The 21,525-nt window shown below is 60.4% G+C and carries 20 protein-coding genes; 6 read left to right on the forward strand and 14 right to left on the reverse strand.

The genetic code is table 11. The features are described from left to right. Positions 1–119: 119 nt before the first annotated feature. Positions 120–770, reverse strand: coding sequence for a c-type cytochrome (locus QSJ80_RS01585; protein WP_285762513.1), 651 nt, complete (start codon positions 768–770; stop codon positions 120–122). Positions 771–965: 195 nt separating this feature from the next. Between QSJ80_RS01585 and yihA the strand changes: the two genes are divergently transcribed. Beyond that, complete coding sequence (yihA, locus tag QSJ80_RS01590) at positions 966–1,592, forward strand: ribosome biogenesis GTP-binding protein YihA/YsxC (RefSeq protein ID WP_285762885.1); 627 nt, start codon at positions 966–968, stop codon at positions 1,590–1,592. Between the two features lie 384 nt (positions 1,593–1,976). Here yihA and polA read toward each other — a convergent pair whose 3' ends face one another. After that, a complete protein-coding gene (polA, locus tag QSJ80_RS01595; RefSeq protein WP_285762514.1) occupies positions 1,977–4,715 on the reverse strand; it encodes a DNA polymerase I in 2,739 nt (912 codons plus the stop codon). 341 nt (positions 4,716–5,056) lie between these two features. Here polA and QSJ80_RS01600 point away from each other — a divergent pair, with 341 nt between their 5' ends. Next, the gene (locus QSJ80_RS01600; RefSeq protein WP_285762515.1) at positions 5,057–5,392 is read left to right on the forward strand and encodes a hypothetical protein; all 336 of its coding nucleotides are present in this window, start codon (positions 5,057–5,059) and stop codon (positions 5,390–5,392) included. Here the strand turns inward: QSJ80_RS01600 and QSJ80_RS01605 are convergent. After that, positions 5,367–6,230 carry a metal ABC transporter solute-binding protein, Zn/Mn family gene (locus QSJ80_RS01605; protein WP_285762516.1) on the reverse strand — a complete coding sequence of 288 codons (864 nt, stop codon included), beginning with the start codon at positions 6,228–6,230 and terminating at the stop codon, positions 5,367–5,369. The genes QSJ80_RS01600 and QSJ80_RS01605 overlap by 26 nt on opposite strands. A gap of 124 nt (positions 6,231–6,354) precedes the next feature. Between QSJ80_RS01605 and znuC the strand changes: the two genes are divergently transcribed. After that, positions 6,355–7,098: a zinc ABC transporter ATP-binding protein ZnuC gene (gene znuC / locus QSJ80_RS01610; RefSeq protein WP_434219159.1), complete on the forward strand. Its 744-nt coding sequence runs from the start codon at positions 6,355–6,357 to the stop codon at positions 7,096–7,098. A gap of 9 nt (positions 7,099–7,107) precedes the next feature. Then, entirely contained in the window at positions 7,108–7,911 is an 804-nt protein-coding gene (locus QSJ80_RS01615) for an iron chelate uptake ABC transporter family permease subunit (protein ID WP_434219154.1), read from the forward strand. Here QSJ80_RS01615 and QSJ80_RS01620 read toward each other — a convergent pair. The 6 genes from QSJ80_RS01620 to QSJ80_RS01645 all read right to left on the reverse strand — a co-directional run bounded on the left by QSJ80_RS01620 (position 7,896) and on the right by QSJ80_RS01645 (position 13,297). Next, positions 7,896–9,119: a dipeptidase gene (locus QSJ80_RS01620; protein ID WP_285762518.1), complete on the reverse strand. Its 1,224-nt coding sequence runs from the start codon at positions 9,117–9,119 to the stop codon at positions 7,896–7,898. The two genes, QSJ80_RS01615 and QSJ80_RS01620, sit on opposite strands and share 16 nt — an antisense overlap. Before the next feature lie 71 nt (positions 9,120–9,190). Next, positions 9,191–9,856 (reverse strand): SCO family protein, encoded by a 666-nt coding sequence (locus QSJ80_RS01625; RefSeq protein ID WP_285762519.1) that lies wholly within the window; start codon positions 9,854–9,856, stop codon positions 9,191–9,193. A gap of 15 nt (positions 9,857–9,871) precedes the next feature. Beyond that, positions 9,872–10,768 (reverse strand): heme o synthase, encoded by an 897-nt coding sequence (gene cyoE / locus QSJ80_RS01630; protein ID WP_285762520.1) that lies wholly within the window; start codon positions 10,766–10,768, stop codon positions 9,872–9,874. Positions 10,769–10,778: 10 nt separating this feature from the next. Beyond that, positions 10,779–11,816, reverse strand: coding sequence for a COX15/CtaA family protein (locus tag QSJ80_RS01635; protein ID WP_285762521.1), 1,038 nt, complete (start codon positions 11,814–11,816; stop codon positions 10,779–10,781). A 24-nt stretch (positions 11,817–11,840) separates the two neighbouring features. Next, the gene (locus QSJ80_RS01640; protein ID WP_285762522.1) at positions 11,841–12,488 is read right to left on the reverse strand and encodes a redox-active disulfide-containing membrane protein; all 648 of its coding nucleotides are present in this window, start codon (positions 12,486–12,488) and stop codon (positions 11,841–11,843) included. Positions 12,489–12,526: 38 nt separating this feature from the next. Further along, on the reverse strand, positions 12,527–13,297 hold the full coding sequence (locus tag QSJ80_RS01645; protein ID WP_285762523.1) for an SURF1 family protein: 771 nt from the start codon (positions 13,295–13,297) through the stop codon (positions 12,527–12,529). Positions 13,298–13,335: 38 nt separating this feature from the next. Between QSJ80_RS01645 and QSJ80_RS01650 the strand changes: the two genes are divergently transcribed. After that, positions 13,336–13,560, forward strand: a complete 225-nt coding sequence (locus tag QSJ80_RS01650) for a DUF2909 domain-containing protein (protein ID WP_285762524.1) — start codon at positions 13,336–13,338, stop codon at positions 13,558–13,560. 284 nt (positions 13,561–13,844) lie between these two features. On the opposite strand, the gene QSJ80_RS01655 is transcribed toward QSJ80_RS01650, so the two are convergent. Genes QSJ80_RS01655 through coxB form a run of 4 tightly spaced genes read right to left on the reverse strand, consistent with a single transcriptional unit; the run spans position 13,845 to position 18,083 of the window. Continuing rightward, complete coding sequence (locus tag QSJ80_RS01655; protein ID WP_285762525.1) at positions 13,845–14,735, reverse strand: cytochrome c oxidase subunit 3; 891 nt, start codon at positions 14,733–14,735, stop codon at positions 13,845–13,847. Positions 14,736–14,741: 6 nt separating this feature from the next. Continuing rightward, positions 14,742–15,347: a cytochrome c oxidase assembly protein gene (locus QSJ80_RS01660; RefSeq protein WP_285762526.1), complete on the reverse strand. Its 606-nt coding sequence runs from the start codon at positions 15,345–15,347 to the stop codon at positions 14,742–14,744. Positions 15,348–15,365: 18 nt separating this feature from the next. After that, positions 15,366–16,916, reverse strand: coding sequence for a cytochrome c oxidase subunit I (gene ctaD, locus QSJ80_RS01665; protein ID WP_285762527.1), 1,551 nt, complete (start codon positions 16,914–16,916; stop codon positions 15,366–15,368). Positions 16,917–16,925: 9 nt separating this feature from the next. After that, complete coding sequence (gene coxB, locus QSJ80_RS01670) at positions 16,926–18,083, reverse strand: cytochrome c oxidase subunit II (protein WP_285762528.1); 1,158 nt, start codon at positions 18,081–18,083, stop codon at positions 16,926–16,928. A gap of 382 nt (positions 18,084–18,465) precedes the next feature. Between coxB and QSJ80_RS01675 the strand changes: the two genes are divergently transcribed. Beyond that, complete coding sequence (locus QSJ80_RS01675; protein ID WP_285762529.1) at positions 18,466–19,836, forward strand: MATE family efflux transporter; 1,371 nt, start codon at positions 18,466–18,468, stop codon at positions 19,834–19,836. On the opposite strand, the gene ggt is transcribed toward QSJ80_RS01675, so the two are convergent. Continuing rightward, complete coding sequence (gene ggt, locus QSJ80_RS01680) at positions 19,830–21,311, reverse strand: gamma-glutamyltransferase (protein ID WP_285762530.1); 1,482 nt, start codon at positions 21,309–21,311, stop codon at positions 19,830–19,832. The two genes, QSJ80_RS01675 and ggt, sit on opposite strands and share 7 nt — an antisense overlap. Positions 21,312–21,525: the final 214 nt, after the last annotated feature.

A 21,525-nucleotide genomic window follows, 5' to 3' on the forward strand; every position in this document is an offset into this window, starting at 1 on the left:
TATTGAAGTTCCACGCCCCGCGGACAAGTCGGCGGGCGCTGCGGGCAACAAAAAAGGCGATCAACTGATCGCCTTTTTACTAGGTGACTGCTGAATCGCCCCTGAACGGGACGACCGGATCAGTCCTTGAGGCCGGCAATATACTGCGCCAGGCTCTTGATCTCTGCATCGGAGAGCTGCTTGGCCACAGAGCGCATGACGCGGGTTTCGCCGTCATTGGTGCGCTCGCCGGCGCGGAAGGCGCGCAGCTGCTTCTCGATGTACTCCGGGTACTGGCCAGCCAGTGCCGGGTAACCTGCCGGGGCGTTGCCCTTGCCGGTCGGGGAGTGGCAGCCCATGCAGGCCGGCACACCGGAGTCGGCATTGCCAGCGCGGTAGACATCGTGGGCCAGGGCCAGGCCATCCACGTCCTCACCATTGTTGAGGCGCACGGAAATCGCCTTGGCTCCGCTCAGCTGCATGGTCTTGCTAGCGTAGAATGCCGCGATATCCGCCAGGTCCTGGTCGTTGAAATTATCCAGCTGGCCAATCATTTCCGGGATCTTGCGCTCGCCGGACTGGACATCTTTGAGCTGCTTGAGCAGGTATTTCTCGCCGAGGCCGGCAATTTTCGGGAAAGTCGGCGCCGGGCTATTGCCATCCGGGCCGTGGCACGCAGCACATGCGGCAACCTTTGCCTCACCCGCAGCGGCATCCCCCGCTGCCATTGCGCCAGAGGCGCCTGCGACCATCCCGAGTGCCAGTACGGCGAGTTTGATAATGCTGTTCATACGTCATCCCATTAAACGTAAACACTGAGCGGCGCCGTCGTGCCCCCACGATACCGCCAAAAAAGCTGCCGCATTATATACCACCGATGGCGGCGCGATAAGCCGGCAGCGTAAATACTGCAGGGATCGCAGTTGCAAGTTGGCGCCCACGCGGCCAACATTGCGCCTGCCAAGACCGACCAGGTGTATTTTTCCATGTCCGAGCCGATCAATTTCCGCAACGCGAGCTACCTGCTCAGCGCGCCCACCCTGAAGGAATGCCCGCCCGACGAGGGCTTCGAGGTGGCTTTTGCCGGCCGCTCCAACGCGGGCAAGTCCAGTGCAATCAACGCACTAACGGAAAACACCAAGCTGGCCCGTACGTCCAAGACCCCGGGTCGCACCCAGATGATCAACTTCTTTACCCTCAGCGACACCCAGCGTCTGGTCGACCTGCCCGGCTACGGCTTCGCCAAGGTGCCCAAGGGCATGAAGGACGAGTGGCAACGACACCTGGCGGCCTACCTGGAGAACCGGGAGTGCCTGCGCGGGCTGGTGCTGCTGATGGATATCCGCCAGCCACTCAAGGAGTTCGACCGGCATATGCTGGCCTGGGCAGTGGAAGGGCAGCTGCCAGTGCACATCCTGCTGACCAAAGCCGACAAGGTGAAGAACGGGCCCGCGCAGAATATCCGCCTGAAGATCCAGAAGACCCTGCGCGAGGAGGGCCTTGGCGACGACGTGACCATTCAGACATTCTCGGCACTCAAGGGCGCCGGCCTGCCGCAGCTGCAGAAACAGCTGAAAGCCTGGCTCACCGGGCCAGTGCAGGAAGAGGACTGAAGCCAGCCTCCGGCAACCCTCCGGCCAGCTTCTGCAGGGCAAAAAAAAGCCGGCAGATGGGAGCTGCCGGCCAGGGGGATTGCGCCCTTGGGGAGGGGCGCTAAAGATGTGCCCAAGGGGGGTGGACACACCTAGGGGTTCGTTCTCCCTTAAAGTTAGGGTGGCGCCCGCATCATTCCAAACCGGCAAAAAAATGCCCCGTCAGTAGGGGGAACTGCGGGGCCAGGTCTAGCTGATTTTAAGGGGATGATGAGGTTGTTAACGCTGCGCTTTCCCAAGCACTTTCCAAACGATCTGTACCTTAGAAGGGGCCCGGCGGCGAAAGTTCCGGCGCCGGCGAAAAAATTTCGGTAAAGATATGTAAGCGTGCGCCAGAGCACACGCCTAGTGTGCTTCGTCCCAGTTCTTGCCCACATCCGCGTCCACGATCAGCGGCACTGCCAGCTCGGCGGCATCCTGCATCAGGGCCACCACGCGCCCTCGCACCTCCTCCAGCGCCTGTTCCTCCACTTCCAGCACCAGTTCGTCATGCACCTGCAGGATAATTCGCGCCGGCGCGCCACTTTCCTGTAGCCACTGGTCCACGGCGATCATGGCCAGCTTGATGATATCGGCGGCCGTGCCCTGCATGGGGGCGTTGATCGCGGTGCGCTCCGCGCCCTGGCGGCGCATGCCATTGCGCGAATTGATGTCCGGCAGGTACAGGCGGCGTCCGAACAGGGTCTCCACGTAACCGTCTTCAGCGGCCTGTTTGCGGGTGCGCTCCATGTATTCGAGTACGCCCGGGTAGCGGGCGAAATAGCGGTCGATGTATTCCTGCGCATCGGCGCGGGGGATATCCAGCTGCTTGGCCAGGCCAAACGCAGACATGCCGTAGATCAGGCCGAAGTTGATGGCCTTGGCCCGGCGACGCTGTTCGTCCTCCACTGCCTCCAGCGGTACCTGGAACACTTCGGCGGCGGTGGCGCGGTGGATATCGGCCCCCTCCGCAAATGCGCGGATCAGGCCGGCATCGCCGGACAGGTGCGCCATGATGCGCAGTTCGATCTGGGAGTAGTCCGCCGCCAGCAGCTTGTGGCCCGGCTCCGGCACAAACGCCTGGCGGATACGGCGCCCCTCGGCGGTGCGGATCGGGATATTCTGCAGGTTCGGGTCCGATGACGAGAGGCGCCCGGTGGCAGCCACCGCCTGGTGGTAACTGGTGTGCACGCGCCCGGTCACCGGGTTGATCATCAGCGGCAGCTTGTCGGTGTAGGTGTTCTGCAGCTTGGCCATGCCGCGGTACTGCATGATCACCGCCGGCAGCTTGTAATCGTGAGCCAGTTCCTGCAGCACCGGCTCGGCGGTGGAAGGTGCCCCTTTTGGCGTCTTCTTGATTACCGGCAAGCCGAGCTTCTCGAACAGGATGGCGCCAAGCTGCTTGGTGGACGCCAGGTTGAACTCCTCGCCCGCCAGTTCAAAGGCTTTTTGCTGCAGTTCGGCCATTTTCACTGACAATTCCTGGCTTTGTGCCTTGAGCATGGAAGCATCCACGCGCGCGCCATTGCGCTCCACACGGGCCAGCACCGGCAGCAGTGGCAGCTCGATGCGCTCGAACACCTCCTGCGGACCATCTTCCGCCGCCAGTCGCGGCGCCAGCTCCCGGTGCAGGCGCAGGGTGATATCCGCGTCCTCCGCCGCATAGGGACCGGCCTTTTCCAGCTCGATCTGGTTGAACATCAGCTGCTTGGCACCCTTGCCGGCGATGTCCTCGAAGTGGATGGTGCTCTCACCCAGGTACTTGAGTGCCAGGCTGTCCATATCATGGCGGGTGGCGGTGCTGTCGAGCACATAGGACTCCAGCATGGTGTCGGCGGCAATGCCATTGAGAGCAATGTCGTAATTCGCCAGTACATGGCTGTCGTATTTCAGGTTCTGTCCCACCTTTTTGCAGGACGGGTCCTCCAGCAGCGGCTTCAGCTTTTCCAGTACCAGTTCCTGCGGCAGCTGCACCGGGGCGCCCATATAGTCGTGCCCGAACGGCACATAGGCGGCCACGCCGGGTTCTGCACAGAAAGACACACCTACGATACGCGCTTCCATATAGTTCAGGCTGGTGGTCTCAGTGTCGAAAGCAAACAGCTCGGCCTCGCGCAGGGTTTTCAGCCATGCATCGAGGTGCGCTTCGTCGGTGACGATTTCATAATTGCGCTCGACTTCCGGCGCGGCGCTCGCACCTTCGCCGCTGGCGGTTGTGTCACCACCCGCCTCACGCAGCAGTTCGTCGAGCCAGCCCCTGAATTCCAGGCTGCGGTACAGCTCGATCAGCTTTTCCCGGTCCGGCTCGCGGTTTTGCAGGTCGGCCGGGCCCTGCTCCAGTGCCACATCGGTCTTGATGGTGGCGAGCTTGTAGGACATTTCCGCGGCGTCGCGGTGCTGCTCCATCTTCGCGGCCAGGGTCTTGGAACCGCGAAAACCCAGCGGCGCAATGGCATCCAGGTCCGCATAGATGGCATCCAGGCCGCCGAGATTCTGCAGTAGTGCCAGCGCTGTCTTCTCACCGACGCCGGGCACCCCCGGGATATTGTCGACCTTGTCCCCCATCAGCGCGAGGAAGTCGATGATCAGGTCCGGGCCAATGCCGAACTTCTGCTTCACTCCGTCCACATCGAGCACAGAGTCATTCATGGTGTTGACCAGGGTGACGCCCGGGCGCACCAGCTGGGCCATGTCCTTGTCGCCGGTGGAGATGATCACCTCGCGGCCCTCGGCCGCCGCCTGCACCGCCAGGGTGCCGATTACGTCATCCGCTTCCACGCCCTCGATCACGATGCGCGGCAGGCCCATTGCATCGATAGCATTGTGCAACGGCTCGATCTGCTCGCGCAGGTCGTCCGGCATCGGCGGCCGCTGCGCCTTGTATTCCGGGAACATTTCGTCGCGGAAAGTCTTGCCCTTTGCATCGAAGACCACCACCAGCGGGCTGTCCGGGTAGTCCTTGCGCTGCCGGCGCAACATCGCCAGCACGCCGCGCACCGCACCGGTGGGGCGCTTGTCGGCGGTACGCAGGTCTGGCAGCGCGTGGAACGCGCGGTAGAGGTAGGAAGAGCCATCGACAAGGATCAGCGGGGCATTGGAGGACATGGAAAAACCTGTGCGGAAAAACAATCGGCATAGGATAACCGCCAACGCAACTTTTCGCTCGCCCGGTCGTGGCCAAACCACACTTCAACGCAGCCTGCGCGCGATTCATCTTTGCCCTTCTATGTTTAATAAACCTGTCCGGCAACTGTTACGCCGCTGTAAAGGATGACCGCTGTAATGGCGCCGCGACGGGCATTCGGGCGATACAAATCAGGCGTTGAAACGCGCGCATATTTCGCCCAAGTCGCGCATCCGCCGGCAAGGACACCGGCGTCTTTTAAGCGAAACGGAAACATAGCTGGTTGGCCAACAGGTGCTGACCACTCAGGAGGTAGTATCAGATGGACACATTTTCCCGTAAGAACGTGATCGCCGCGGCTGCGGCACTGGCCATGACCCTGTCTGCCGGCATCGCCAGCGCGGACAGCGCAGGCGCGGGCAACCGCGCAGCATTCACTGAAAACAAGCGCAGCGCACTGATCAGCAACGCCGACCAGGTACGGGCCGACTCGGCCTCACAACGGCGCAAGTCACAGCTGCAGGCACTGCAGGACCTTGCCAAAAAAGAGGCCTACCGGCTGGAGCGGTTACGGGCGCTGCTGGAAGCCGGCAAGGGCAGTGAGATGGAGTACGTGGGCAACCCGCCGAAGGTCAACGAGTCGCAGCCGATTCTGTGAGGCACGAAACTGTCGCATCCAGGATCGAGGCATACAGCTGCGCAATATCGCTGGTGGGGGCGAGATTATTGCCGAGTGGGTCCATGCTCGCAAAGTGCAGGCCCAGCTGGCTGGCGAGGCGCTGCTCGGCAGGGCTTCCCCCCGACTCCCCGAGAAAACAGCCGGGCCCGCGGACCTCGCGGCGCAGCTTCAACAGGGTTGCGGCGCCGTGATGCCCGTGCCCACCCTCGTCGAGGCTGAGCAGCACCAGGCCACTGCCGGCAAAAAAGTGCCCGTAAGCCTCGTGCGTGGATACCAGGGTGTGGCCCTGAAAGCCCTGCAGGCGCTCGTTGATGCGCGTCTCCCAGAGAGTCATCTCGGCTGCGAAAGCCTCGGCGTTACTGCGGTAGGTGGCAGCCGACGCGGGGTTGAGCCGGGCCAGGCGCTCCGCCAGGGCGGCGGCGATCAGCGCCATGTTAGCGGGGCGCAGCCACAGGTGCGGGTCCACGCCCGCCGATCCCGGCCACGCCAACCCCTCTACCGCGCTGGCGCGCAGGACACGATCCGGGTCCGTACCCAGCAATCGTGCCAGTGACGACTCCAGTTCCGGCCCCACCCACAGCACCAGGTCGGCACGCTTGAGTAACATGCGCTGCGATGGCCTGAGGGCGCCGGCATGCGGATCGCCCCCTCTCTGCATAACCTGCACCTCGTCCGCCGGCTCCGCCACGGCCTCTGCCAGCATGGCCAGCGGGCGGATGCTGGCCACGACCTCGACCGCCCCGGCGGGTACGATTACGGGCAACAGGCAGAGCAGCAATACGGCTCGGGCGATGGTGCGTCTGGACAAAAACTTCATATCACGGGCTTCAGGCGGAATTGCTATATAATAACAGGCTGCCCGGAACTCACTAAAGCAGGCGCCATTGGACAGTCCTCACTCCAACCCTCTCCCGCAGGATAGAGCCGCGGCGCAGCCCGACCTGCTCCTCAGTGGCGAAAAGCTCGGCGTGCGCGTTGGCGAGCGCTGGCTGCTGCGTGACATTTCACTGAAATTGCATGCGGGGGAGATCGTCACCGTGATCGGCCCAAATGGCGCCGGCAAGACCACCCTGCTGAAATTACTGCTCGGGCTGCAGGCGCCGTCCAGCGGTCGCGTCTTGCGCTCGGGCAAGCTGCGCATCGGCTACATGCCGCAGCGGCTGCAGCTCGATCCCACCCTCCCCCTGAGCGTGGCGCGGTTCCTTTCCATCGGCATCAGCGGCAGCGTCAACGGCGAGACCCGCGCTGCCCTGCGCCAGGTTGGCGCGGAGCCGTTGCTACAGCAACCCATGACGGGTCTTTCCGGTGGCGAATTACAGCGGGTCCTGCTGGCGCGAGCACTGTTGCGCAAGCCGCAGCTGCTGGTCCTCGATGAACCCACCCAGGGGGTGGATATCGGTGGCCAGGGCGAACTTTACGAACTGATTGGGCGGGTCCGCCACGATCTGAATTGCGGCGTGCTGCTGGTCTCCCACGACCTGCACCTGGTGATGGCATCCACCGACAAGGTGTTGTGCATCAACCAGCATATCTGCTGCGAGGGCCACCCCGAGCAGGTGAGCCGGGACCCGGCATACCTGTCGCTGTTCGGGCACGCCGTCGCGCCCTATACACACCACCACAATCACACACACGACCTGCACGGCAATGTCGTGCCGCCGGGTGATTGCGACCACAAGCATTGAGAGGCTGACTTGCTGGATATCCTCGGGGCCGATTTTATCTGGATGGCGATTGCCGCGGGCAGCCTGGTGGCGCTGGTGAGTGGCCCCCTGGGGTGCTTCGCGGTCTGGCGAAGGATGGCTTATTTTGGCGATACCCTGGCACACTCTGCCCTGCTCGGGGTGACATTCGGTTTCCTGTTGTCCGTCAACCTGACCATGGCCGTGGCCGCCGGCTGCTGTGTAGTGGCGGTGGCACTGGTCTACCTGCAACGTTCACGTGAACTGGCCACCGATACACTGCTCGGCATTCTTTCACACTCCATGCTGGCGCTCGGCATCATCACCGTGAGCCTGATGGAGGTGAATGTAGACCTGATGAGCCTGTTGCTTGGCGACCTGCTGTCGGTGACCCTCAGCGAGCTGGTGCTGATGGCGGCCGGCGTGGCGGCCATACTCGGGCTGCTGTATGCACTTTGGCAGCCGTTGCTGGCCATCACCGTGCACGAAGAACTGGCTGCGGTTGAAGGCGTGCCGGTGGAAAAGGTACGCCTGGCACTGATGCTGATGCTCGCCCTGCTGATTGCACTGGCCATGAAAGTGGTGGGCATCCTGCTGATCACGGCGCTGCTGATTATCCCCGCGGCCACGGCGCGGCGCTTCGCCGGAACCCCGGAGCAGATGGCAGTCCTCGCCAGTATCATCGGCGTTGCTGCGGTACTGCTCGGTGTCATGGCATCGGCACTCTGGGATGCGCCGGCCGGGCCGGCGGTGGTGCTGGCGGCGAGCTGCCTGTTTGCCGCCAGCCGGTTTTACCCGGGTTATCGGGCAGCGTAAGCCTCGGCCTGCTGCCACACACGCAGCAGGTTGCCCCCCATGATCTTCTCGATATCCGCCTCGCTGTAGCCGCGCTCGAGCAGGCCATCGATCAGGTTCGGGTAGCTTGCGGTATCCTTGAGCCCCGTTGGCAGGCTGTCACCGACACCGTCGTAATCCGAGCCAATACCGATGTGGTCCACTCCGACCAGGTCGCGCACATGGTCAAAGTGATCCAGCACGTCACTGATATCCGCATACTCGAATTTTTCCCTGATCAGGGCCTTCTCGAGTGCCCGCGCTTCCTCGCCCCTGGGGTCCAGCCCACCGGCCTTCACCTGCCCCGCGACTTCCGCTTTGACCGACTCCCACGAGTCCTTGGAAGCCTGGCTGATAAAGAAAGAACCAAAGTTGATCATAATCAGGCCGCCGTTCTCGGCCAGCGCCTCGATCATCTCGTCACTCATATTGCGCTCAAACCCCGGGGTGAAATGCCGCGCGGAAGAGTGGGACGCAATCACCGGCACCTCACTGACTTCCATCACCTGCCAGAAGGCATCGTCAGAGATGTGTGATACATCCACCATAACGCCCGTCTTATTCATTTCCCGCACCAGTTTTTTGCCAAACTCGCTGAGGCCGTTCCAGCGCCGGTGCTCATCGTAGGAAGAGTCGGAAATATGGTTGCTCTTGGAGTGGCACAGGGTGATGTAGCGGATACCGCGCTCGGCGAAATGGTGCAGGTTGTCGATGCTGCCAGCGATGGGTGCGCCGTTTTCCATGCCCATCGGCAGGGAGATCAGCCCCCTGTCCACCTGCGCCTGCATATCCGCAAGCGAATAGGGAATGGCGAATTTGTCCGGGTGTCTTGCCACCAGCTTTTCAACATCGTCGATCAGGCGGTTCGCATGCTCGGTGGCAATACCGGCGTCTTCGTCCGCGGGGGGAATATAGATCGACATGAACGGCACATCGAGGCCACCCTGCCTTGCGCGCGGGAAATCGAATTCGCCATGCTCGGTGCGAAGCCCTACGTCCTCGAACCTGTCTTCCATCCGGTTGGGTACGTCGACATGGGTATCGATCAGGGTGTAACGCTGCGCGAGTACCTGGCCGGTGACGGCCTGCTGCGGCGCGGCCGCCGCGGGTGCCGGGGTGTTGGATTGTTCCGGCTGGCCGCAGGCGGCGATGGCGCTGCTCAGGGCCAGAATCAGGAATTTCTTGTGCATGGTGGGCTCCCTTTTTTTATTCAGTCATTACGCCTGAACGGGAGCCGCGATGCAAATTCACCGGCGCTGCGTCAATCCTCGAAGGTAACGCGCATCGAGCGATAGGTGAGCTTCAATCGGCCCGGGTCCAGCGGCGCGCGGAAATAGGCATGATAGTGGCCGTTCGGATTGATCAGCACCACCTGGGCGCCGTGATCCATAGTGTAATCCCCATTTTCCATTGGAACCTTGTTGAAGGGCACGTTGAGCTGGTTGGCAAAGCGTTTCAGGTTCAGGAAGGGCCCAGTCACGCCGATGAAGTCACTGTGGAAATAATTCACGTACTCATCGAGTTTCTGCACAGAATCCCGGTCCGGGTCGACAGACACGAGCATCACCCGCGTATCCAACATGGTCTCTTCATCCAGTGCCTTGTAGAAAGTATTCAGCAGCGACATGGTATTGGGGCAGACATCCGGACAGTTGGTAAATCCGAAAAACACCAGTGTCCACTGCCCTTTCAGGCTTTCCGTATTGAACGGCTGGCCGTGGTTATCGACAAGGTCGAAACCGGAAAGAATGCGCGGCCGCTCGAGCAGCACCGCACCATTGGCACGCAGCTCGGCGTTACTGATCACCCGCGGCTGGCTCATTTTATTGATGAAGCCGGCGAGCACCGCCACCATCAATGCGATCAGTACAACCACCGTCAGGTGAATACCGCGCTTGCGATCCTCGGCATAGTACGAGGTTGTCATACTTAACTCCTGCCCTTATCCGTTCACTGCAACCAGGTAATGGTCCAGCAACATAATCACGAACAATACCATCAGGTAGACAATCGAATACTTGAATGTTTCATAGCCCGCATTGCGATTCTTGCCGCGCAACAACTCGATGCACCACCACAGGAAACCAAAGCCCAGCAACAGTGCGCCGCTCAGGTACAGCCAGCCGAGCATGCCGGTTGCAAATGGCAGCAGTGTGACCGCAATCAGGATCAGCGTATAAAGCAGGATGTGCAGTTTGGTGTAGGCAACGCCGTGGGTGATCGGCAGCATCGGGATGCCGGCCTTGGCGTAATCATCCTTGCGGTGGATCGCCAGCGCCCAGAAATGCGGCGGCGTCCACGCGAAAATGATCAGTACCAGCAACAGGGCATGGCCGTGGATTTCACCGGTGACCGCAACCCAGCCCAACAGCGGGGGCGCGGCACCGGCGAGACCACCGATCACGATATTCTGTGGCGTGGCGCGTTTCAGGAACATCGTGTAGATCACCGCATAACCCAGCAGCGAGAACAGGGTCAGCCACGCAGTCAATGCGTTGACGAACAACAACAGCACCGACATGCCGGCAAGGCCCAGAAGCAGCGCAAACAGCACGGCTTTCTGCGGCTCCACACGCCCTTTGGCCACCGGGCGATTGTGGGTGCGCGCCATCTTCAGGTCGATGTGCCGGTCCACCAGGTGGTTGACTGCCGCCGCCGAGCCCGCGCAAAGGGCAATGCCCAGGTTGCCCAGCAGCAGCACATCGAGGGGCACCATGCCGGGTACCGCAAGCAGCATGCCAATGACCGATGTCAGGATCATCAGCAGCACTACGTTCGGCTTGGTCAGTTCGTAATAGTCGCGCCAGCTCGCGCCACCGGTCAGAGTTTGGGTCGTCATGACTATCTCCCTAAGGTCTCTGCGTGGCCGGGGCCAGCTTGCGAATACGGTAATTGAAGGACAGCACTCCGAGCAGCAGCATTGCTGCCATGGCATTGTGCGCGACGGCCACCGGCAGCGGCAGGAACAGCACTACGTTGGCGATGCCGAGGGCAACCTGCACAGCCAGCAGGCCGGCCATGCCGATCGCCCAGCGTGGCGATCCCGCCCGCCACGTCAGCAAGGCGAGCCAGGCGACCAGTAATGTCACTACGATGGCACCAATGCGATGGGCCAGGTGAATCGCGGTACGGGCGTCGTTTTCCAGTGCACCACCGAGGTAATTCGGGCCAATCTGCTGCGCCATATTGAAACCCGAGGCGAAGTCCGCACTCGGCAGCCACTCACCGTGGCAGGTGGGGAAGTCAGGACAAGCGAGCGCAGCGTAATTGGAACTGGTCCAGCCACCGAGTGTAATTTGCAGGACCACCGCAACCACGGCGATGATAGCTAGCGGCCTCAGGCGCTGCAGTGCAAGGTATTCCGCGGCAGGGACGGGTTTTACCTCTGTTGCCAGGCGCATGGCCAGCATCCACAGCATCGACAGGGTTGCCATGCCGCCAAGCAGATGCGCGGTCACGACCTGCGGCCACAGCTTCAGGGTCACGGTCCACATACCAAAAGCCGCCTGCAGGATGATCAGCCCAAGCAGGATATTGGTCTGCTTGAACGGCATTCGCTGCAGCGCCTCTCCCGTTTCCAGACGGCTGCGGTTGCGCCACGCCATCACGGTGAGTGCACCCACCAGCAACAACAGGCCACCGGCGAAATAGCGATGCACCATTTCCGGCCAGGTCTTGTCGGTTTCCACCGGGGCGTCCGGGAACGCCTGGTTCGCCGCGGCAATCTCCTGTGCCTCGTTCGGCCACAACAGGTGGCCATAACAACCCGGCCAGTCCGGGCAACCAAGGCCCGCGTCCGCCAGACGGGTAAAGGCGCCCAGCACCACAACAACCACCGCGAGCGCTGTACCGGCCAGTGCAAGCTTCAGGGGTTTATCATTCTTCATTATTCGCCTCCCTTTGCCGGCTGGTTATTTTTCGTAGCTGTACTTGAGCAGCTTCTTGATGTCCTTGAGCAGGTCACCACCGCTTGTACCGGCGCGGTAGACCATCATCGCAAAGCCCTGCTGGTCCACCAGCAGGCTGCTCGGCCCCTGGTCCAGCAGGCCCGCATGACTCGTGTTGCGCAGCAACGCGCTCAGATCTGCCGCCGAGGTGTGTGCGATCTGCAGGCGCGGGTGTTCGCTCTGGATTTTTTCGCGTTGGGCCTGGGGGAGTTCCGATGTGGTCAGAAAGATTCGCTCCACTCGACGCGCTTTCTCGCCAAGGCGCACATGCACCTGGCGCGTGGTATAGAGCACGTCCTCACACTGCGCGTCACAATGGTCTCCACCGAGAATCACATAGCGCCATTTGGCGTCCGCCTGGATTTCCCCAGTGAGGTCCAGGGGTTGCAAGGCGCTGTCGACCAGCGCCAGTTCCGTTACCGGGGTTGCCGGCTGCAGGAGTTCGCCCTTGTTACTGGTGCCGGTGGGCATGCCGACTCCGGTGTGATAGATCAGGCTCGCCGCCACCATGGGCAGTCCCACGACTGCCATCACGGCGAGACCCTTGAGGCGCCCCAAACGGCGCGGCTGCGATTGCTGTTGGGTACCAGCGGGGGATTCAGAAATGTTCACATCTACCTCGACTACAACTCTTTTTGTGCTCGTTATTGTTATCTGGTTGCGCGCCTGAGCAGGTCGCGCAGGGAGGTGGCCGTGTATAGCCAAAGTAACAGCAAAACGGCCGCCATAGCAAACCACTGGAAGGCATAGCCGCGATGCTTGTCCGGCGATACCCGGGTCAGGTTCCAGTCAGTGACCATTGCACCGATCGAGTCAGCACTCAGGCGAATCAACCAGTCGGCGCGATGCAGCCCCAGCGAGCCTGTCAGGTCGCGACCGAGCAGCGTCAGGCGGCGGTCTGCATCCAGCGGATCCGCAGCGCGGTCCGGAACAGAATCGGTAAAGCCGGTGAGGCGTACCTGGCCCTGGGGCGTCGATATTGCCGGTACCTGCCCGCGCGCGCGGCCGGCCGCTACCCAGCCGCGATTCACCAGCCAGCGACGGCCATCGACAACGAAAACCTGCAGTATTTCGTAACCCGCACGGCCGCCTCGGGTGCGGTTATCCAGGTACAGGGTTTCATCGGTAAAATTGCCTTCCAGCACCACCGGCACATAGGGCTGCCAGTCCCGCAACTGGGCGATGTGTTGCGGTTGCTGCGCAAGACGGGTATCCACGGCGTGCAACTGCCGCGCTTTCTGCGCCGCGCGGTCCAGCTGCCACAGGCCCAGGCTGACAAGGACCGGCAGCAGCAGCCAGCTGAAAACCGTCACCGGCCAGTTGCGGATAAGTGCTAAACTCGTGGGCGGCTGTGCGGCGGATTTTTCACTGCGGGCGGATGCCGGGCTGATCATGCTGGCCTGTACCTCTTTTTGAAACATCGCTGGCCATCAAAACAAATAAAAAAGAAGAAAATGCTATGTGGCTTAAAGTGCTTATCGTTTTACTGTTTCTGGCCGTGCTGGCCAGCCTGAGCAGCGCACTGTTCTTCCTACTCAAGGATATGGGCGCGCCCCAGTCCAAGCGCACTGTCTATGCGCTCGGTATTCGCATTACCCTTGCTGCACTGCTCGTACTCGCAATCTGGTACGGCTATGCGTCCGGAACATTGACCGGCACCGCGCCCTGGGCCAACCGTTACTAAATAGTTCTGGAAAGCTATTTTGCTCGACGTGGCGGCGTTAAATTTTTCCCCGGGCTGCTCATTTATTTCAATAAACTCCGCGCCCAAATAAAAATTTGCCTAGCCACGTCATCGCCAATCACGCTTTCCTGAATCACTCAAAATCTGCCTTATCACCTAAACCGGAAAGCGTCGGCGTCGACGCTGTAACTAGGCAGATTTTTGCGCGGACGGGGAGCTTATTGAAATAAGTGACCTGTCCAAGCAAAAAACTAACACCGCTACAGCGAGTAAGGCAGCTTTCTTTAAGACCCTAATACGTAGACGAAGATAAAGAGACCAACCCAAACTACGTCAACAAAGTGCCAATACCAGCTGGCAGCCTCAAAGCCGAAATGGTCGTCCTTCTTGAAATGCCCCGCAAACACCGAGCGACACCACATTACGAGTAGCATGATGGTGCCCAGGGTCACGTGTGCGCCGTGGAAACCGGTCAGCATGAAGAAGGTGGTACCGTAGATGCCGGACTCCAGGGTGAGCCCCAGCTCCTGGTAGGCTTCCAGATATTCCTCGACCTGGAAGAACAGGAACGCCACGCCCAGGGCGATGGTTGCAAACAGCCACCAGTTGAACGCCTTGCGGTTGTCCTTCTTCAGGAAAACATGGGCGAAGTGCACGGTCACACTGGAAGCCAGCAGCAGGATGGTGTTGATCAGCGGCAGATGCCACGGATCGATAATGGCATTGGGCCCCGCGATCTTCGCAGCGTCACCATTTACTGCGGCATCCGGCGTGGTCATCAGCGGCCATGTCGCCTCGAAGCCTTGCCACAGCATGTTGGTGCTGCCCTTGTCTCCTTCACCCCCAAGCCATGGCAGCGCGAAAGTGCGGATATAGAACAGCGCGCCGAAGAAGGCTGCAAAGAACATGACCTCGGAGAAGATGAACCAGCCCATTCCCCAGACATAGGATTTCTTCAGCTGGTCGCTGTTGAGGCCCGCCATATTTTCCTTAATGACCTGGCCGAACCAGGCCCAGAGAACACCGGCCAGAACGATCGAGCCGAGCATGAACAAATAGGAACTGTTGCCGTTGACCCAGTTCGCCGCGCCGTATGCCGTTAGTCCAAGGCCGACAGTGGCGAAGATTGGCAGCCTGGACTGCTCCGGAACATAGTAACTGCTTTCACTGGCCATAGTTTTTTACCCTTCGTAAAAACTTTTGGTTATTGTGTTGGCACTCTCATCAGAAAGCTTTGCCAGCTTACCGTCATACATCTCGGTAACATCGAAAATGGTGTAGGAAAGGGTGATGGTGTTGACGCTCTTCGGCAGGTCCTGGTCGACAATGAATTGCAATGGCATGTCGGTACGCTCCCCCGCCGCGAGTGCCTGCTGGTTAAAGCAGAAACACTCGGTCTTGTGGAAGTACTCCGCCGCCTTGAACGGCACCAGGCTGGGGATTGCCTGAGCAACCATATCCCGCCCGGTAGGGTTCACCGCAACAAAATGCACATCGACCTGTTCCCCGGGGTGCACGACAATTTCCCGCACGCCCGGCGCGAACTCCCAGGGCATGTTTTCATTGTTGGTGGCAACAAACTGGACCTTGACGGTACGGCTCGTATCCACCGCGGCCGGTACCGCCTCATAACGGCCGCCGGTCTTGCCATTGAGCCCTGTTATTTCACAGAAGGCGTCATAGAGCGGCGGCATCACAAAGATCGCGAACAGAAACATACCGACTACCGTGGCCAGGTTCCTGGCCAGGGTACGCGCGTTTGCTGTTTGTCGCTGCTGTGTGCTCACCGCTCTTCCTCCTTTTCCTTACTTCACAACCGGCGGGGTCGCAAAGGTGTGGTACGGCGCCGGTGAAGGCACGGTCCACTCGAGCCCGTCCGCGTCTTCCCAGACCTCTGCAGTGGCCTTCTTGCCGCCGTTGATGGTGCGCAGGATGTTGAACAGGAACACCAGCTGCGACGCACCAAACAGGAAGGCACCACAGCTTGCGATCAGGTTGAAGTCAGCAAACTGCAGGGCGTAGTCCGGGATCCGGCGTGGCATCCCGGCGAGGCCGACGAAATGCATCGGGAAGAAGGTCACGTTCAGGCCGATAAACGACAGCCAGAAGTGCACCTTGCCCATGGTCTCGTTGTACATGTTGCCGGTCCACTTCGGCAGCCAGTAATAGACGCCGGCGGTGATCGAGAAGATCGCGCCCGGCACCAGCACATAGTGGAAGTGCGCAACCACGAAGTAGGTGTCGTGGTACTGGAAGTCCGCCGGTGCAATCGCGAGCATCAGGCCGGAGAAACCACCGATGGTGAACAGGATCACAAAGGCTATCGAGAACAGCATGGGTGTCTCGAATGTCATTGATCCGCGGAACATGGTGGTGACCCAATTGAAGACCTTCACCCCGGTCGGAACCGCGATCAACATGGTGGCATACATGAAGAACAGCTCACCGGCTATCGGCATGCCCACAGTAAACATGTGGTGCGCCCACACGATGAAACTGAGGAATGCAATGGATGAGGTGGCGTAGACCATGGAGCTGTAACCGAAAAGCGGCTTGCGCGCGAACGTCGGGATGATCGCGGAAACAATACCGAACGCCGGCAGGATCATGATGTAGACCTCGGGGTGGCCGAAGAACCAGAACACATGCTGGAACAGTACCGGATCGCCACCGCCAGCGGCGCTGAAGAAGCTGGTACCGAAGTGGATATCCATCAGCATCATGGTAACCACACCGGCCAGTACCGGCATGACCGCAATCAGCAGGTAGGCGGTGATCAGCCAGGTCCACACGAACAGCGGCATCTTCATCAGGGTCATGCCCGGCGCGCGCATGTTCAGGATGGTAGCGACGATATTGATCGCACCCATGATGGAAGAGGCACCCATGATGTGCACTGCGAAGATAAAGAACGTCACGCTCGGCGGTGCGTACTCTGTCGACAGCGGGGCATAGAAAGTCCAGCCGAAGTTCGGTGCGCCGCCTTCCATAAACAGGGTGGAGACGAGCATTGCGAACGCAAAGGGCAGGATCCAGAAGCTCCAGTTGTTCATGCGCGGCAGCGCCATGTCCGGAGCGCCTATCATCATCGGAACCATCCAGTTGGCGAGGCCGACAAATGCCGGCATCACAGCACCGAATACCATGATGAGACCATGCATGGTGGTCATCTGGTTGAAGAATTCAGGCTCGACTATCTGCAGGCCTGGCTGGAAAAGTTCGGCGCGGATGACCAGGGCCATGATGCCGCCGAGGAAAAACATGGCAAAACTGAACCAGAGGTACATTGTGCCGATGTCTTTGTGGTTGGTGGTGTAGAGCCACCGCTTGAATCCGGGTTGCGGACCGTGTGCCATGACTACCTCCTACTGCTTTTTCTTGAAGTTCAGAATGTCGATGGGCTGCACGGTATCGCCCATATTGTTGCCGAAGGCATTGCGCTGGAAGGTAATCACCGCAGCGAGGTCAACCTCGGACAGCTGCCCGCCAAACGCCTGCATCGCAGGGTTTGTGGCAGAGCCGTCGACGACCATGCTCAGGTGGCTATCCAGCGGGCCAGTGGCAACCTTGGAACCTGCGATTGCAGGGAACGCGCCCGGCACGCCCTGTCCATTCGCCTGGTGACAGGCGGCACAGGCCGTGTTGTAAACGCTTTCACCCTGGGCGAAGAGCTCGTCAAAGCCAAAGGTCTTCTCGGTGAGCTCACGCAGTTTCACGGCCGCCATGCGGCGCTCCTCGATCCAGGCGGCATAGTCGGCCTCGGAGACAGCCTTGACCACCACCGGCATGAAGCCGTGGTCCTTGCCGCACAACTCGGCACACTGGCCACGGTAGATGCCCGGCTCGGACACCTTGGTCCAGGCTTCGTTGACGAAACCGGGGATCGCGTCCTTCTTCACCGCCAGCTCCGGTACCCACCAGGCGTGGATGACGTCGTTTGCGGTAATCAGGAAGCGTACTTTCTTGTTGACGGGGATCACTACCGGCTCATCGACCTCGAGCAGGTAATGGGGGTTGGCCATTCGGCCTTCCACATCGGAGCCATCCAGTTCGTATTGGGCGCGCGGGGTGGAGAGGTTACTGAAGAACTTGACGTCCTCACCGATGTAATCGTACTTCCACTTCCACTGGTAGCCGGTGATCATGATGTCCAGCTCTGCTTCTTCAGTGTCGTAGATATCGTAGAGGGTGGCCGTGGCAGGGATTGCCATCAGGACCAGGATAATGGTGGGAACAATGGTCCAGGCAAATTCCAGCGCTGTGCTTTCGTGGAAATTTGCTGCCTTGGCGCCACGACTTTTGCGGTGCGCCCACATACTGTAAAACATCACCCCGAAAACCAGCACACCGATACCCACACAGATCCAGAAGATCAGCATGTGCAGGTCATAAATGTCACTGGAAACCGTGGTAACCCCCTTGGTCATGTTAACGCCCCAGCGCTCGACTTCATCGGCCGCAGCCGGACCGGCAAGCACAAAGGTGGTTAACAAGGCGAATACCCGCTTGATGCCACTCAACATCGCCCAAAATCTCCGTGTATTTTTTTGTTATCAGCCCGCCGGCTGTACACGGTCGATGAAAAACATAAGTCATGCGATGTCCGCAAATGCGGGCATCGGGAGCCGAAGCACTAACTTATGTAATACCACATCTGAAATGTGGACATCCTGTTAGTACAACAAGACTTCATACACTGGCCGGGCCATCCCCCGGAGGTACATCGCATACAGTGCAACTTGTTATTCTTAAATCAAACAGATGCCGTCGACCGGAAGGTACAACTAACAAACTGCGTCTTTTTGTCGCAACTACTACAGGACTAAGGCGAACACATCGGCGCCAAAATGTCAATGAAAACAACAGTATGCCCTGCCGGTTTTGTACGCGGGTTCTGGTCTTTTTATGACCACTAACACCCGGCCGTTTGGCGCCCCGCAACAGGTGTGGACGCTAGCCTGGCCCATGATCCTGAGCAATGTATCGGTACCGCTGCTTGGCGCGGTGGACACCGCCATCCTCGGCCACCTGGACTCCCCGGTTTACCTTGCCGCAGTAGCCATCGGCGCCAGCATACTCACGTTCCTGCTATGGGCATTCGGCTTTTTGCGCATGGGCACCACCGGGCTGGTGGCGCGCGCGCACGGCTCCGGTGACGACCAGGCCGCACTGGCATGGCTTGAGCGCTCGCTGCTGCTGGCCGCCGCGCTGGGGCTATCGCTGTGGTTACTGGCGCCGGTCGCCGTGCCAGTGGTGGTCGAACTCATGAACGCCAGCGCCGCGGCGACGCCGATGGCGCTGGAATACACCTATATACGCCTGTTCAGTGCACCGCTGGCGCTGGCCAACTTTGCCTTTATCGGATGGTTTATCGGCCTGCAGGACAGCCGCGCGCCTCTGCTGATACTGGTTTGCGCAAACCTGTTGAATATCGTCCTGGATGCCCTATTTATCCTGGGGTTTGGCTGGGGTGCGCGCGGTGCTGCACTGGCGACGGTGTGCGCTGATGTCGCAGGGTTTGCATTGGCGTTATGGCTTGCCCGGCGCCATCTGCGGGGGGTCCGCAAGCCCTCCGCCAGGGAAATTTCGCCCCTGACCAATGCTGCCCCCTGGAAAGCCCTGTTCGGGATCAACGGCAATCTGTTTGTACGTACCTGCGCGCTGCTGCTGACGTTCACGTTCTTTACGGCGCAGGGCGCGGCGCAGGGTGATACGGTGCTCGCCGCCAACGCCATCATGATGCAGCTGCTGATGGTCACGGCTTACGGCCTGGACGGGTTTGCCCATGCCACCGAGGCGCTGACGGGCAAGGCCATCGGCGCGCGCGACCGCGCGGGTTTCCATTCGGTGGTGCGTATCGCAACTGGTCTCGCGCTGCTGGTGGCGCTGTTGCTGACGCTGGTTTTCGGCAGTGGCAGCGGCTGGATCCCACGGCTGTTTACCGGTATCGAGCCCGTGCTCGCAAACCTAGGCGCCTACTGGCCGTGGCTGTGCGCGCTGCCGCTGATCACGGTCTGGAGCTACCAGCTGGACGGGGTGTTTATTGGCGCCGATCGCAGCCGCGAGATGCGCGATACCATGCTGCTGGCGACCGCGCTGGTGTTCTTCCCGGCCTGGTGGCTGACCCGCGGCTGGGGCAACCACGGCCTCTGGTTCAGCTTCCTGCTTTGGTCTCTGGCGCGCTCGCTAGCGATGGCGCTTATCTACCTGCGGATCAGTCGCGCCGGGCGGTGGCTGGCACCACAACCTGCGGGGGAAGCGCCAACCGGTCAGTAGCCCGCGGCCTGGCCATCCTTGCGGCTTTCCGATGCGCCAAAGTAAACACCGGAGTCGCTGTCTTGCAGGATCGCCTGGTAACCACCGAACAGGCCTGAATTGAAGCGGATCGAGTGCCCCATCTGGCGCAACTGGCGCCGGGTCTCCATAGGGATCCCATCCTCCAGGCTCAGGTAGCCACCGTCTGTCATCTGCTCATCCGTGGGCTGGCCGGATCCCGAGTGCACCATGCGCGGCGCATCACCGGCCTCCTGCAGGTTTAGCCCGAAATCCACCATATTGATGATGATCTGCGCGTGCATCTGCGGCTGGGTTGCGCCGCCCATGACCCCGAAGCTCATGTGGGGCTTGCCGTCGCGAGTGACGAACGCCGGGATGATCGTGTGGAATGGGCGCTTGCCGGGGGCATACTGGTTGAAATGCCCCTCTTTCAGGCTGAACATCTCACCGCGGTCCTGCAAAATAAAACCGAGGTCGGCCGGGGTCATGCCGGAGCCCATACCGCGATAATTGCTCTGGATGAGCGAGACCATATTGCCCTCTGCATCCGCGACCGTCAGGTAGGTGGTATCGCCCCGCTCCAGCGCCGGGTTGCCCGCCTCCAGGCGCTTGCTGGCCCGAACCGGGTCGATCAGCTGGCGCCGTTTCGCTGCATATTCCTTGGAGATCAGTTCTTTTACCGGTATCTCATTAAATGCCGGATCCGCGTAGAACTTTGCCCGATCCTCGAAAACCAGTTTTTTGGCTTCCGTAAAAAGGTGAATGTAATCCGGGCTGGTGCGCCCCATGCTCGCCAGGTCATAGCTTTCCAGGATGTTCAGTATCTGCAGTGCAGCGATGCCCTGGCCATTCGGGGGCAGTTCCCACACATCGTAGCCGCGGTAATTGGTCGATACCGGCTCTACCCATTCCGAAGTGTGGCTTGCCAGGTCCTCGTAACCCAGGAAGCCGCCGTTTTCTTCCATATAGGTGGCAATCTTGCGGGCAATCTCTCCCTTGTAGAATGCGTCGCGGCCACCCTGCGCGATGGCGCGATAGGTCTTCGCCAGGCGCGGGTTGCGGAACATGTCTCCTTCCGCCGGTGCCTTGCCACCGGGCATAAAGGTTTCATTGAAACCGGGGAACTTGCTCAGGTTTTTTGTGCTTCGCCCCCAGTAATAGGCAACCAGCTGCGTTACAGGAAAGCCCTGTTCCGCATAGCTGATGGCGGGTGCGAGATTGTCGGCCATCGGCAGCTTGCCGAACTTGGCGTGCAGCTCGAACCAGCCGTCGACAGTACCCGGCACCGAAACCGGTAGAGGCCCATGGGGCGGGATGCTGGTGAGCCCGTTCTCTGCAAAATAACTGAACGGCAATGAACGCGGCGAACGCCCGCTGGCATTCAGCCCGTACAGTTTTTTGTCGCCAGCGTCCCACACGATTGCAAACAGGTCCCCGCCGATACCACAGCCTGTGGGCTCCACCAGACCGAGCATGGCATTGGCAGCAATTGCCGCATCGACGGCACTGCGCCTTTCTTGAGAACATCCAGTGCAACCTGGGTCGCCAGCGGCTGCGCCGTCGCCGCCATGCCATTTTTTGCAATGACCATCGAACGGGTTGCGAAACCTTCCCCATTAATTCTGTCAGCGGCGGAGACTGTTACCGGCGTAGCAACCAGGGAAACTGTGCAGGCCACACCAAGCAGTG

Origin of the sequence: Biformimicrobium ophioploci (assembly GCF_030270605.1) — a bacterium.
Classification (GTDB): domain Bacteria; phylum Pseudomonadota; class Gammaproteobacteria; order Pseudomonadales; family Cellvibrionaceae; genus Biformimicrobium; species Biformimicrobium ophioploci.

Coding starts and splice junctions, on each gene's coding strand:
- QSJ80_RS01585 (WP_285762513.1), bottom strand. CDS start 770: ATGAACAGCATTATCAAACTCGCCGTACTGGCACTCGGGATGGTCGCA.
- yihA (WP_285762885.1), top strand. CDS start 966: ATGTCCGAGCCGATCAATTTCCGCAACGCGAGCTACCTGCTCAGCGCG.
- polA (WP_285762514.1), bottom strand. CDS start 4,715: ATGTCCTCCAATGCCCCGCTGATCCTTGTCGATGGCTCTTCCTACCTC.
- QSJ80_RS01600 (WP_285762515.1), top strand. CDS start 5,057: ATGGACACATTTTCCCGTAAGAACGTGATCGCCGCGGCTGCGGCACTG.
- QSJ80_RS01605 (WP_285762516.1), bottom strand. CDS start 6,230: ATGAAGTTTTTGTCCAGACGCACCATCGCCCGAGCCGTATTGCTGCTC.
- QSJ80_RS01620 (WP_285762518.1), bottom strand. CDS start 9,119: ATGCACAAGAAATTCCTGATTCTGGCCCTGAGCAGCGCCATCGCCGCC.
- QSJ80_RS01625 (WP_285762519.1), bottom strand. CDS start 9,856: ATGACAACCTCGTACTATGCCGAGGATCGCAAGCGCGGTATTCACCTG.
- cyoE (WP_285762520.1), bottom strand. CDS start 10,768: ATGACGACCCAAACTCTGACCGGTGGCGCGAGCTGGCGCGACTATTAC.
- QSJ80_RS01635 (WP_285762521.1), bottom strand. CDS start 11,816: ATGAAGAATGATAAACCCCTGAAGCTTGCACTGGCCGGTACAGCGCTC.
- QSJ80_RS01645 (WP_285762523.1), bottom strand. CDS start 13,297: ATGTTTCAAAAAGAGGTACAGGCCAGCATGATCAGCCCGGCATCCGCC.
- QSJ80_RS01650 (WP_285762524.1), top strand. CDS start 13,336: ATGTGGCTTAAAGTGCTTATCGTTTTACTGTTTCTGGCCGTGCTGGCC.
- QSJ80_RS01655 (WP_285762525.1), bottom strand. CDS start 14,735: ATGGCCAGTGAAAGCAGTTACTATGTTCCGGAGCAGTCCAGGCTGCCA.
- ctaD (WP_285762527.1), bottom strand. CDS start 16,916: ATGGCACACGGTCCGCAACCCGGATTCAAGCGGTGGCTCTACACCACC.
- coxB (WP_285762528.1), bottom strand. CDS start 18,083: ATGTTGAGTGGCATCAAGCGGGTATTCGCCTTGTTAACCACCTTTGTG.
- QSJ80_RS01675 (WP_285762529.1), top strand. CDS start 18,466: ATGACCACTAACACCCGGCCGTTTGGCGCCCCGCAACAGGTGTGGACG.
- ggt (WP_285762530.1), bottom strand. CDS start 21,311: ATGCTCGGTCTGGTGGAGCCCACAGGCTGTGGTATCGGCGGGGACCTG.